The sequence below is a fragment of the Acinetobacter sp. ANC 4779 genome, assembly GCF_004331055.1.
GTDB lineage: Bacteria > Pseudomonadota > Gammaproteobacteria > Pseudomonadales > Moraxellaceae > Acinetobacter.
In genome coordinates this window covers 176,439-188,495 of sequence record NZ_SJNU01000007.1, presented here as the reverse complement: position 1 = coordinate 188,495, position 12,057 = coordinate 176,439, and the positions used below count along the sequence as shown (strand labels likewise).

At 38.3% G+C, this 12,057-nt stretch carries 11 protein-coding genes and 2 pseudogenes; 8 read left to right on the top strand and 5 right to left on the bottom strand.

Annotation, left to right across the window (positions count from 1 at the left end; genetic code table 11):
• Positions 1–618 precede the first annotated feature (618 nt).
• Positions 619–1,017: a hydroxyisourate hydrolase gene (uraH, locus tag E0H80_RS10150; RefSeq protein ID WP_131365445.1), complete on the bottom strand. Its 399-nt coding sequence runs from the start codon at positions 1,015–1,017 to the stop codon at positions 619–621.
• 38 nt (positions 1,018–1,055) lie between these two features.
• Positions 1,056–1,553: a GlcG/HbpS family heme-binding protein gene (locus E0H80_RS10145; RefSeq protein ID WP_067869633.1), complete on the bottom strand. Its 498-nt coding sequence runs from the start codon at positions 1,551–1,553 to the stop codon at positions 1,056–1,058.
• A gap of 119 nt (positions 1,554–1,672) precedes the next feature.
• On the opposite strand from E0H80_RS10145, the gene E0H80_RS10140 reads away from it, so the two are divergent.
• The 3 genes and pseudogenes from E0H80_RS10140 to E0H80_RS10125 all read left to right on the top strand — a co-directional run.
• Positions 1,673–2,344: a heavy metal response regulator transcription factor gene (locus E0H80_RS10140; RefSeq protein ID WP_067869635.1), complete on the top strand. Its 672-nt coding sequence runs from the start codon at positions 1,673–1,675 to the stop codon at positions 2,342–2,344.
• Positions 2,341–3,720 carry a heavy metal sensor histidine kinase gene (locus E0H80_RS10135; RefSeq protein WP_131365443.1) on the top strand — a complete coding sequence of 460 codons (1,380 nt, stop codon included), beginning with the start codon at positions 2,341–2,343 and terminating at the stop codon, positions 3,718–3,720. Before E0H80_RS10140 ends, E0H80_RS10135 begins: the two co-directional genes overlap by 4 nt.
• 120 nt (positions 3,721–3,840) lie before the next feature.
• Positions 3,841–4,142: pseudogene (locus E0H80_RS10125) on the top strand (hypothetical protein); the annotation flags it as partial.
• Between the two features lie 117 nt (positions 4,143–4,259).
• Here E0H80_RS10125 and E0H80_RS10120 read toward each other — a convergent pair.
• A complete protein-coding gene (locus tag E0H80_RS10120; protein WP_131365441.1) occupies positions 4,260–5,567 on the bottom strand; it encodes a carbohydrate porin in 1,308 nt (435 codons plus the stop codon).
• Positions 5,568–5,781: 214 nt separating this feature from the next.
• On the opposite strand from E0H80_RS10120, the gene E0H80_RS10115 reads away from it, so the two are divergent.
• Positions 5,782–8,184, top strand: a complete 2,403-nt coding sequence (locus tag E0H80_RS10115; RefSeq protein ID WP_131365439.1) for a membrane-bound PQQ-dependent dehydrogenase, glucose/quinate/shikimate family — start codon at positions 5,782–5,784, stop codon at positions 8,182–8,184.
• Positions 8,185–8,482: 298 nt separating this feature from the next.
• Positions 8,483–8,620: pseudogene (locus tag E0H80_RS10110) on the top strand (IS5/IS1182 family transposase); the annotation flags it as partial.
• On the opposite strand, the gene E0H80_RS16635 reads toward E0H80_RS10110, so the two are convergent.
• Entirely contained in the window at positions 8,601–8,756 is a 156-nt protein-coding gene (locus tag E0H80_RS16635; RefSeq protein ID WP_165494300.1) for a hypothetical protein, read from the bottom strand. The pseudogene E0H80_RS10110 and the gene E0H80_RS16635 overlap by 20 nt on opposite strands.
• Positions 8,757–8,870: 114 nt before the next feature.
• Complete coding sequence (locus E0H80_RS10100; RefSeq protein ID WP_131365435.1) at positions 8,871–9,134, bottom strand: TIGR03643 family protein; 264 nt, start codon at positions 9,132–9,134, stop codon at positions 8,871–8,873.
• 667 nt (positions 9,135–9,801) lie between these two features.
• Between E0H80_RS10100 and ribA the strand changes: the two genes are divergently transcribed.
• The 3 genes from ribA (at position 9,802) to E0H80_RS10085 (ending at position 11,927) form a co-directional block, all read left to right on the top strand.
• On the top strand, positions 9,802–10,404 hold the full coding sequence (gene ribA / locus E0H80_RS10095) for a GTP cyclohydrolase II (RefSeq protein ID WP_165494304.1): 603 nt from the start codon (positions 9,802–9,804) through the stop codon (positions 10,402–10,404).
• A 53-nt stretch (positions 10,405–10,457) separates the two neighbouring features.
• Entirely contained in the window at positions 10,458–11,243 is a 786-nt protein-coding gene (locus E0H80_RS10090; RefSeq protein WP_131365431.1) for a MipA/OmpV family protein, read from the top strand.
• A gap of 351 nt (positions 11,244–11,594) precedes the next feature.
• Entirely contained in the window at positions 11,595–11,927 is a 333-nt protein-coding gene (locus E0H80_RS10085) for a tryptophan synthase subunit alpha (protein WP_228259980.1), read from the top strand.
• Positions 11,928–12,057: the final 130 nt, after the last annotated feature.

Here is a 12,057-nt window from a genome sequence, read left to right as displayed (position 1 = left end):
AAAAGTAAATGATATTGAAGATGGACTACCAGTATTTTTATATAAAGCAATTTTATCAAGTGAAGAAATATTGAAAGATAAAGAAAGCATAAGCATAAAAAGGGATTTCGTATAATACAGATTGATGTTAAAAAACCCCGTGAGGAAAGCATATTTTCTCACTGGGGCCTTGTAACATAATCTTGATCATATTATACGAAATCAGTCTGTAAGCCCCAAATAGAAATGTCCAGTTTCTCCAAAGTAAATCGCTTGCTAGAAAAAGTTCACGGCTAACTTGCCAGATATTAATTATTTTTGCTATGAAGTCCAGCTGGCTGCAAAATTTCCAAGCGTACAGCTTTCTGCTGCGTTTCATCCCCCTCAATAACACCGCAATTAAACCGTACATCCGGGTTTTATTACGGGCGCTTTTAGCAGTAAAATTTACTTTGTCTCGCCGCTCATAATGGTAATGACACAGGCAGTGATCTTGGATAGCGATTATAAACAGCTTGTTGCTTGGCCATTTTATCTCACTAAATAGTGTTTAGAAAATCGGTGGCTGTTCATAGCTCTTAGAATATCAAAGCTCTAAGAGCTATAACTTCATAACATTAGCTCTGCGCTATAAGTTATTTAGTTTCCACGATAAGTTGAGTAACCATAAGGGCTCAACAAAAGTGGAATATGGTAATGTTTGACTGAACCATCAGCTTGAAAAATCACAGGCACTTCAGGAAAGAAAGACTTTTGGTTGTTTTGCTTAAACCAGTCGCCTGTTTTAAATGTAACTTTATATATTGCGGTTTTGAAGGGTTTATTTTCTGGAAATAATTCGGTGATACGCCCCTGTTGATTGGTTTTACCTTCTGAAATCTGAACCCATTTCCCATTTCTCTGTTCTTCCAAAGTAACTTGGACATTGGAGGATGGCAAACCGTTTTCCAGATTCAGAACATGCACACTCAACGGATTTTGAGCCATTGCCCAACTTGAGATCAACAAACTACCCACAAATATAAGTGACTTTTTCATAACAATTGACTCCAACAAATAAAATAGAAAGGACTGAATTAAAGGGTTTTTAAAGTGGTTTCTATGCCTTTTTTCGCACATTGGTGGTCTTGCACTGAGCCACCAGCACCTGCGACACCGACTGCACCTAAAAGCTGATCTTTATAAATTACCGGTACGCCACCGCCGAGCAAGAGCAATTCGGGTAGACTATTCAAGTTCTGCGCATCCGGGTTCTTCTGCGCATTACGCATAAAGTCCAGGCTATTAGTTTTAGTCGAATACGCCGTAAATGCCTTACGTTCTGCCGCTATCAAATTATGAATGCCAACAGATTCATGACGCTGACTAGTGAGTATATTGCCTCCCTGATCGAGCACAACCACAGCAGCAGGTTTCGCATCTACCTGACAAGCATGCATGACATTTTTAGCCATCAACTCTGCGGTTTCGAGTGGCATGATATAGCCTGTTTTTAACTCGGCATGTGCAAAAGTGTTGGTTAAAAATGCGACACTCAGTACAGCGAGAGACTTTTGTATAAATAAAGAGTTCATTATGGCAATATGTTTCAATTAATCTTAGACATATCTTAAAAGAAATGATGCAATTCGGCATGACAATTAGATTACCAATTTGTAATCTAAATATGTTTAAAAGAAGTTAATCTACTGCGATGCATATCTTAATTATTGAAGATGAAGTCAAAATTGCTGACTATCTAGCAAAAGGACTGAATGAATCGGGTTACAGTACCACTATCGCAAGAAATGGGGTTGAAGCACTGTCCTTTCTACAACAACAGCAGTTTGACCTTGCCTTACTGGATGTAATGTTGCCTGACCTCGATGGATGGCAAGTTCTGCAAACACTCAGAACATTTAGTCAAATTCCTGTACTCATGCTCACTGCACGTGATCATGTATTGGATCGCGTCAAAGGGCTTGAGCTTGGCGCAGATGACTATCTCAGCAAACCTTTTTCTTATATTGAATTACTGGCAAGGATCAAAAGTCTACTGCGGCGTACTCCACGAATGGAACAAGAGGCTTATCAAGTGTCTAATTTGCTCTTGAACCGCTTAAAACATGAAGTACAGCGTGATGGACAAAAAATTGAGCTGAGTCAGAAAGAATTTGCGCTATTGCAACTGTTGATGGAGCATCAGGGTCAAGTCATGACCCGCAGTCAAATTGCCTCCATGGTATGGAATATTAATTTTAATACAGATACTAATGTAGTAGATGTTGCTATTCGCAGATTACGCAGCAAGATTGATGATCATTTTAGTCCCAGACTGATTCATACGGTACGTGGTATGGGATATAAACTTGATGAGCGACCATGAAAAAACCCATCCGATTAAGCCTAACCATCCGTTTAAGCATCGCTTTTTGTCTGGTCTCTTGCGTGGTATTTTGTAGCGTTGCTCTATTGTCCTATCATAATATGAAAAACATGATCCAGACCCAGCAGGATCAGGCATTAGCTGCACGGATTGAACGGATTGAAATTTTTCTGGAAGATGCGCAAAGTTTTGAGCTATTGGTCAAAAATCCTAAGCTCTACGAAAACATGCTTGGACAAGAAGACAACTTACTTCTTTTACGCAACCAAAATGGCAAACTCATTCAAATTAATCCATTAAAAGTGCATATTCCCGCCTTAGCATTTTCTTCTTCACTCCAGTTTCAAGATAATCAAAGCAATGATGCTTCGACACGATTAGCCTTCAAGCAATTAGAATTTAATGGTGATCAATATCAAATTATTGCAGGCAAACAACTGGCTGAAGGGCAAAATACCCTAGCTGAATATCAGTCAAAGCTGACTTTATATAGCGTTCTGGGTATCTTATTCTCTACACTTATGGCTTGGGTTGCCGGCCGCTATATCCTAAATTCGATGCGACAACTGATACATGCCACGACAAAAATCGGTATAACGCAGTCTAATCAACGTATTGAAATTAAAACTAACACCTTGGAAGTGCATGAACTCAGTCAAGCCATGAATGCGATGCTGGCAAGAATTCAATCTGCGTATCAGCAACTGGCACGTTTTTCTGAAGACATTTCACATGAACTGAGAACGCCATTAAATAATTTGATGGGACAAACACAAATTTTACTCTCTCAACCACGAGAACCGCATGAATTAGAAAACTTACTGTATTCAAATTTAGAAGAGTATGAACGCCTGAACCAAATGATCGAAAGTATGCTGTTTATTGCTCGCGTAGAACACGGTGACTATTTGGTTGAAAAACAAAACTTTAATGTATATAGCATGCTGCAAGGCTTGCTGGAATACTTTAGCTTTCTCGCTGATGAAAAAAACATTCATTTTAAACTTGAAGTGGCACCAGAGTTAGAACTAATTGCAAATCAATTATTAATAGAACGTGCGTTGGCAAACCTGCTCAGCAATTCAATTGCACATGGTGAAGCAAATAGCAAAATTATACTGCGAGCGCAGCAGTGCAGTGACTTTATTCGAATTGAGGTATTAACACCAAACATCTGGATTCCAGAGCAACATCTTGCGCATTTGTTTGAACGATTTTATCAAGTCGATGATAGCCGGCATGAAAAAGCCCACACGGGTGGATTAGGCTTAGCCATCGTAAAGTCCATTATGCAATTGCATGGTGGGCAAGCAAGCGCTGAAAATACTGAAGAGGGAATCGTATTTAGTCTGTCATTACCCAATAAGAAAAGATAGCTCAAATACCAACCGCCCTCTTTTATTTCAAAAACAATAAATTAGGGTGTGTTGACACTTTGAGCTTAACAATAGCGAAAGAGTAAAATCAAATCGCCAAAGCCAATTTTACGATTCGCTCTGCCTCGTACCCTGCTGACAGATCAACACGGGGAAAAGTTAAAAGTTGTTCTGCGCAATTTATGTATTCATCACAACTCAAATTTACCTCATTTTATTGAAGCTATTCTTTTGGAACTACACATGACCTCAAAGTTGCTTAAGATCAACATGAGATTTAAAAGAGACAGAAGTGCTATGCGCAGATCAGGGCTAGGATTTAGCACTATGACGTGAACAGATCAGAAAAACAGGAACAAACGCAAACATTCCCCAAGAAAATAAAGAGCCAATCGAACAATGATCATATGGACGGGTCTTTATAGAAGATCAGGCATTGAGTTGAAAATAGGTTTTGTAGGTTAAAACAGTTCAACAGAACCTCATTTTTAATGCAAAAAAAATTGAAATTTATCTAAGCGAATATGTGGGTAATTTAATTAGAAATTAAGACGCATGGTTAAGCCCGCAACCCACGCATCATCTACTTGTTTTACCCCGCCCGGCTGGTGAATATACTGAATATTAGGACGAAACATCACAGCAGATGACCAATTGTAACTGTAGTTTAATTCAACATTTACTTCATCATACTGAATTGGTTGATATAAGCTATTGCTATAATCGGCAACTGTTAAGCCATTCGCATCATTTTGTAAGTTTTGTGCATCACGTACACGATTATTCACATCGAAACGTGCGACACCTAAACCAATAGAGTCATTTGGACGTCGATCAAAGGGACCTTTGTACCAAAAAGAAATTTGTTGCGTTGATTCAACTTGAGCCGTTTGCTTGTCATTCCATACAAAATTCCCGGCTGCAAATAAACCACGTTTGTCATTGCTCGCATGTGAGGTCAATTGTTGCTGGCTATTGAGCCAGAAACTATGCTTACTATCATGCATTTCATTGGTCTTTACATCTTTAACATCAACGTTGGCGTAATAACCACCAATTTTGTATTCACCTGCTAAACCCTGAAGTTTAGGTTTCCAGGCTAATTCAACTGGAATAATTGCACCTTCGGTCTGATCCAGGCTGAGATTAAAACCGCCATTTTCCAACAGGTTTTCTGGATTAATTTCATAAATACCGGTTGCAATAGACCAAGCTGAAGCAAACTGATATTTCACATTGGCGCCCCAACCCGACACTGGGCTGTTGTACCAAATACTGCCATTACTTTTACCAATTTGGTTACCACAAAGGATTAAGTTTTGGAACTCACATTGAGCACCATTAAAATCCTCATTGAGTCCCATACGACCTAGTTTAAATTGCAGGTTATTGTCCATAAAGCCTTTTTTAATCCAAGCCTGAGTCAGACGCCATTTTTGACCACGCCCATAGGTTTCCTGCGTATTACTAAATTGGCCAGCACGCGGGTCTGCAATACGCTCGGCAGACAGGGATTGACCATCGCGTTTGGTAATTTGCACACTGGCTTCGGTATCCTTCCAGCCAGCCAGCTTTTCTAAGTCGAAATTGGTGCCTAAAGTGAGAGTATAAGCATGTAAGGTTTTATTATTTTCATTATAGCCACCGTCAATATTAGATGCGCTTTCCGTGATTATAGACGTTACGAATTTATACCCTTGGTCTTCAAGCTGTGGTCGTTGACCATTCCAGTCGCCTAATAGCCATTGACGATCTGGAGACCTTGCCTGATTGGCCGCCATAGCTAAGTGACACAATAATAGGCTGCTACTAAACACGGTGATTTTGAAATAAGTTGAGAGAACCATTGTGTTGATCCTTTTTTTGAAGAATGCATTCTTAAGGATTTGTTAAACCTTGATAAATTAATTGCAAGGTCGGTCACTGTTTGAGATTAATTTTATTTGCATACACTTCGTGACAATTAGTCTCAATTATTTATTCATTATTGGTTTCGGCCTGAGTTTTTTTACTTTAAAAGGGGTTAGTATTTAACCAATATATAATAAAAAGGAATCCAGTATGCTCAATAAAATTACGAGTATTGTAATCGCTTTACTGGCAATTGCTTTGTTGTACATGGGCATTAAGCTACTGATGGTTGGAGGCAGCCCTGCCTATTTCCTTATAGCACTGGTTTTACTGGCAACAGCGGGATTACTTTTTCTTCAAAAAAAAATTGCACTGACAGTTTATGCTTTTCTGATGTGGGCAATTCTGATTTGGATTGTTGCTGAAGTCGGACTAGATAAATGGCAATGGATCCCACGTGGTGCATTATTTGCTCTTATCGGCTTCTGGTTGGCCATGCCCTTTGTGGTTAAGCCTTTATATAAAGCAGCTGCTACGACTCCTGAATCTGAGCGCCAAAAGTTTCATCCCTTTTTAGGTGGAACTGTAGGGGTTATGATTTTAATGGTAATAGCTCTTCTTTTTTACGATCCAGTTCGTGAAAAAGGAAATATTGAAAATCCGGCTGAAGCGACTGATGCAGCTGTTGCTGACCAAGACTGGACAGCATATGGTGGCAATTCTGATGCTTTACGCTATTCAAAATTAGCTCAAATTAATTCAAAAAATGTAAAAAATCTTAAAGTGGCTTGGGAATATCACACGGGTGATCTACGTGATTCTAAAATTGATGCGTCCGAATATACCTTTGAAGCCACGCCGCTAAAAGTAAATGATACGCTTTACTTGTGTACCGCTCATAATCAAATTCACGCTTTAATACCTGAAACAGGCCAGTTGAAATGGAAATATATTCCTCAACGGGAAGGTTCATATCTACAGCAACATCAAACCTGTCGTGGCGTGAGTTATTTCGATATTAAGGCGGTGAAAGCATCGGCAAATAATGTCTCCCCTGCTACAGCTGCACCGCAAGAATGCAGTAAACGTATTATTACTACCACTGCAACTGCTCCAAAACTGATCGCCTTGGATGCGGATACAGGTAAATTATGTTCATCTTTTGGGGACAATGGCGAAGTCGATTTGACTAAAAACATGGGGAAAATTTTACCGCATGTTTATATGCAAACCGCTGTTCCTCTGGTAGCCAATAATCTGATTATTATTGGCGGATCAGTTATGGATAATGGTTACAATTCGGGTAATCCATCTGGGGTAATCCGTGCTTATGATGCGATCACTGGTCAATTGGTCTGGAATTTTGATCCTGCCAATCCAGAGCTAACTCAGCCACTTGCAGAGGGTCAACAATACCCCTATGACACAACAGTGGCTTGGTCTACATTTACGGCTGATATTAAAAATGGTTTAGTCTATGTACCATTTGGCAATGCTTCACCCGATTTATTAGGCCTGGATCGTGATCCGGCAAGCAATTCTGAAAAGTTCCGGGATGCTTTGGTCGCACTTGACTTAAATACAGGTAAGTTGAAATGGAGTTTCCAAACCTCCTATCACGATTTATGGGATCGGGATAATCCTGCACAACCGTCATTATTGGATATTGATTACAAAGGTCAAAAATCACCGGCCATTATTTTACCGACTAAAGTGGGCAACATCTTTGTTCTCAATCGCTTAACTGGTAAGCCCATCTATCCGATTGAACAAGTCAAGGTATCTACTCAAGGTGATATTGGTGAAAAATATGCACCGACTCAACCTAAATCAAGCTTGAACTTTATACCTGAAATGTTGACTGAAGCTTCAATGTGGGGGATTACCCCGTTTGACCAGATCCAATGTCGCATTGACTTCAATAAAAATCGTTATGATGGCAACCCCTGGACACCTTCTACTGAAAAAGGCTCGATCATTTTCCCCGGTAACATTGGTGTATTTAACTGGGGTTCAGTTTCTATTGATCCAGAGCGTCAAATTTTAATTGGTTCTCCTGTGCGTTTAGCTTATCTGTATAAGTTAATTAAACGTACACCAGAAACTGAAGAAAAACGTTTATTTACCCAAGCAAACACTCCTTACTGGAATGAAAACTTCGAAGGTCATTACGCCACTCAAATTAAACAATTTGCTTCTAATTTAGGTATTCCCTGTATCGCTCCACCTTGGGGGCGTTTAGCAGCAGTGAATCTTAAAACAGGTAAAACTGAATGGATACGTCGCGTTGGTAATACTAAAAACTTGAAAACAACTTTCTTGCCGGGACGATTCCCGATTGGATTCAATATGGGGATGTTGGCGCATGGAGGTACCTTAACAACCAAAGGTGGCATTGTGTTCCAAGCAGCAACTGCAGATAATTTTTTCCGTGCTTATGAGATTAATACCGGCAAAAAGCTATGGCAAACTGAACTTCCTGCAGGGGGTCAAGCAACTCCAGCAACTTTCATGGGTAAAGATAAAACTCAATACGTAGTTCTTGCAGCAGGTGGTCATGGCTCATTAGGAACTCAATTGGGTGATAGTATGATTGCTTATAAAGTCAAATAATTTGAGGATGGGTATAAAGGATTAACTTTATAGTCATCATATAAGTTCATATTGTTCTCTCCTATGCAAAAAGAACAAACCACATTTGTCTAGGAGAGTGGCCACAGTCCATTGTTTAGTCTGTTTTTTTATTCAAAATGGGGACCTGCTGGTTTTAATTGGGGCTATACATGATCCAACAAAAAAGTGGCTATTCAGTATTGAATATTACTTTCAGACTAGGGTGTCTTGCCACTTTTAGCTAAGAGATAGCGAAAGAGTAAAATTAAATCGCCAAAGCCAATTTTACTCGTTCGCTCTGCCTCGTACCCTGCTGACAGATCAATACGGGCAAAAGTTGAACGTTATTCTGGGTAATTTATCCATTCCCCACAACTCAAATTTACCTCATTTTATTGAAGCTGTTTTCTATAGAATTAGAACAGGCTGTCCGTGGCATTTACTGGCTGCGGATGCCCGAATACGCCAGCAGTAAGGTATTGAATTATGCTGCTGCCCTGCCACAATTTTACTGGACGGGTCGAACCACAATGACCTGCATGGCAGAATGCTTTCGCAATACCTTTGAACATGCTTATACCCCTTTAGCTGGCGCAAAAAAAAGAAACGCTGCTGAGATGAGGTTCGATATTATTCTAAAAGATGCAAAGGTCAATCCAAACAGCGCTTATCATAAAGTGACGCTGCTAGAAGCGTTTGTACTGCCGCGAACAATAGGCCCGAATCACATCCGGTGAACGCAGTTGTAAATGTTTAGTTTTACGTCCTGTCACTCGTTCACGCCAGAGTTTAAAACTACTTGTTTTCATATTTTGACGCATTAAGCGAATCACTGCAGATTCATTCAAACCAAACTCACGCTGAATGGCTTCAAAAGGTGTTCTATCCTCCCAAGCCATTTCAATAATCCGTGACAGATCTGCGCCTACATATTCAGTTACATGATGCACAACATGCCCCTTATTGCTTTAATTTGTATAAAAATATAGAAAGTTGATTGATTCAGTTCAAACCAATATCTATTTATCCCGCCTGATCAGATCAAACTGACCGAGGTCATCTTATGAAAAGGAAGATGAAGAATTTGTGATTTTTTAGGCTGCTCTGCATTTTTCTTATTCAATGCTATTCACCTGTAGCCTACCTATAACTTTTAAGTGTTTTCTATAATGGATCATCAATCTTGAATATATAGGATTATATTTTGTAGGCACTTGATTAATTAGCCATTTTATCGAACTAATAGGTGTCTAAAAAATTAGTGGCTGTTCACTATTTGCTACTGCTGTAAAAATCTTTAATTATTTTTATTATAGTTAGAGAGCTTCACAAAAAATTCACCCTAACAGACCTATTATTATAATTGAGATTTAAGTGAACAAAGATATTTTCCAGTCATGCTTAGCCGGATTAATTACGGCAATGCTTACTCCATGTAAATGGAGTAAGCATTTTATTTGATCTATTTTTAATGATGGTCAATTAAATATAAGGTCAGATTAATTGTTTTATTTTTTTGGATTACAAAATAGATATTTTGATTGCTGAATTTTTTATTATTTGTAGATTTTCTGGTTGATTATTGTACTGGCTTTTTAAATATAAATGGATGAATCCGTGACTATAAAATTTGTGGCTAAAGCTAAATTACCGACCGCTTTTGGTGATTTTGACCTTATTGTGTTTCAAGATCCAGATACAGGCGAAGAACATGTTGCCCTTTCTCAAGGATTGGATGCCATTTCAGCGGAACCCGTATTAGTCAGAGTACATTCCGAATGTTTAACCGGAGATGCTTTTGGTTCATTAAAATGTGATTGTGGTCCCCAATTACATTCCACAATGAAAATGATCAGCGATAAAGGTCAGGGCGTTATTTTATATTTACGCCAAGAAGGTCGTGGGATAGGTTTGACCAATAAAATTCGCGCCTATGCACTTCAAGATCAAGGACATGATACTGTTGATGCAAATCTGCTTTTAAACTTACCCGCAGATGCACGTCACTATGATATGTGTACTATTATGCTTGATTATTTAAATATTAAAGAAGTGATTTTAATTACTAACAATCCTTTGAAGATTAATGCCTTAAAAGCTCTAGGTGTAAATGTAGTGGATCGTGTTGCTATAACAGTAGGTTTAAATATATTTAATGAAAATTATTTGCAAACAAAACAAGAACGCATGTCACATATGTATAAAAAATGTGATTTTTAGTAGACCCGGATTTAAATTTCATTAATTTCTTAAATTAAGATACTGGATTAAAAATGCTCAATAAAATTTTATTACTATCATGTTTTCTTATTCCCTTAAGTGCAATTGCAGATGAAAATCAACCTACCCTCAAAAGATCAACAGGCTTGAGCACAGGCTTAGGTATTGTGGGAAGCACAGGTCTATATATTGGTGAAGATACCAACCTTACGCCAGTTCCCATCTTATCTTATGAAGGAGATCGCTTCTTTTTACGTGGGCTCTATGGAGGAATGAAACTCTATAAAAACGAGTTAATCACCTTGAATGGCATCGTAAGCGTCAATCTAAATAAATTGGATGTTGATGATTTAAATGAATCGAAATTGGCTGCAAAAAACTTAACTAAAATGCAATTAGAAGATCGCGATATCAGTGCTGATGTTGGTTTAGAAGCGATAGTGAAAGTACCTTACGGTATTATTTCAGTGCAAGCACTCAATGATATTGGCAATGCCAGTGATGGGGCCGAAGTAAAAGCTAATTATCAGTATTTTTGGCGATTAAATAATCAATGGACGCTTATGCCAAATGTGGGCCTGGAATGGTTGTCAGATAGCCGAGCCAATTATTATTACGGGACACTAGATAGCGAAGTGGCTAAGGGCGTAGAAAAATATAGACCGAATAACCTCATTATTCCTCATGTTTCCTTAGGGGCAAGTTATTCATTGAATCAAAAAGTAAAAGTAACTTCTGCCGTAACGCATAAATTTTTACCTGATAAAATAGTAGATGATCCCTTAATTGATAAAGATTCAATGACCAACTTCTTTATGGGAATTACCTATAAATTCTAAATTTATCTAAAAATTAATAGCATACAGCAGATCAGAAGACCAAATACGGGCTCAAAATAGAAATTTCCGCTTTTAGAATACTCAATTAGAGATTTTCTTCGCGGGCGGTTTAATAGATTGAGCTCTATGTCGAATAAAGAACTTAAACGATGATCCGTATTACAAGAAGTCGGTGATCAATGCTTAACCCAGCTCCGACTTATTTAACTTCGATGATGCAATAGGGTTGTGAAAAATTTGTATCTGCAACAAAAAACCTTATTGAGGGCATCCTTATTTTAGATGTACTCTGATGAAGATCAGCATAATTTTAAATTGAGATTAAATGCAAAAAATATGTAGTTAATTTCTATGACAGCTCCAATCACTCCAGTTGATAGGTTAGAACAGATATCAGAGCGAGCTGCAGGTTTTCTATATCATGTTGCGGAAAATGGTTTAACTGGAAGAACTTTAAATCTACCGAATATTGAGCGAAAAATATCTGAAATAAAACCAATTTTTCAGATTCCTGTCGCAATGGGCTTTGGCATCAAAAATGAAAGTCATGTTAAAGCTTTAGCGAATAAAGCAGATCTAATCATTGTAGCTTCAGCACTTGTTGATACTTTTTTTAAAAAAGGTGTTAACGCTACTTTAGAAAAAGTCAGTGCTTTTTCACAGATCCTTAAACAAACTCAATAATTTTGTCTAGAGGGAGAAGAGAACTCTATTTCCCCATTTTTCACTTATGAGATGGCAATTTTTATCTAATATTGATCTAACCGTTGGCCTGCTAATACCCTGTTCAGGACAAAGGGCTATAACAAGTGGA

Excerpts from the sequence above, each read along its gene's own strand:
- uraH (WP_131365445.1), bottom strand. The coding sequence starts at position 1,017 with ATGAAAAAGTCACTTATATTTGTGGGTAGTTTGTTGATCTCAAGTTGG.
- E0H80_RS10145 (WP_067869633.1), bottom strand. The coding sequence starts at position 1,553 with ATGAACTCTTTATTTATACAAAAGTCTCTCGCTGTACTGAGTGTCGCA.
- E0H80_RS10140 (WP_067869635.1), top strand. The coding sequence starts at position 1,673 with ATGCATATCTTAATTATTGAAGATGAAGTCAAAATTGCTGACTATCTA.
- E0H80_RS10135 (WP_131365443.1), top strand. The coding sequence starts at position 2,341 with ATGAAAAAACCCATCCGATTAAGCCTAACCATCCGTTTAAGCATCGCT.
- E0H80_RS10120 (WP_131365441.1), bottom strand. The coding sequence starts at position 5,567 with ATGGTTCTCTCAACTTATTTCAAAATCACCGTGTTTAGTAGCAGCCTA.
- E0H80_RS10115 (WP_131365439.1), top strand. The coding sequence starts at position 5,782 with ATGCTCAATAAAATTACGAGTATTGTAATCGCTTTACTGGCAATTGCT.
- E0H80_RS16635 (WP_165494300.1), bottom strand. The coding sequence starts at position 8,756 with ATGTTCAAAGGTATTGCGAAAGCATTCTGCCATGCAGGTCATTGTGGT.
- E0H80_RS10090 (WP_131365431.1), top strand. The coding sequence starts at position 10,458 with ATGCTCAATAAAATTTTATTACTATCATGTTTTCTTATTCCCTTAAGT.
- E0H80_RS10085 (WP_228259980.1), top strand. The coding sequence starts at position 11,595 with ATGACAGCTCCAATCACTCCAGTTGATAGGTTAGAACAGATATCAGAG.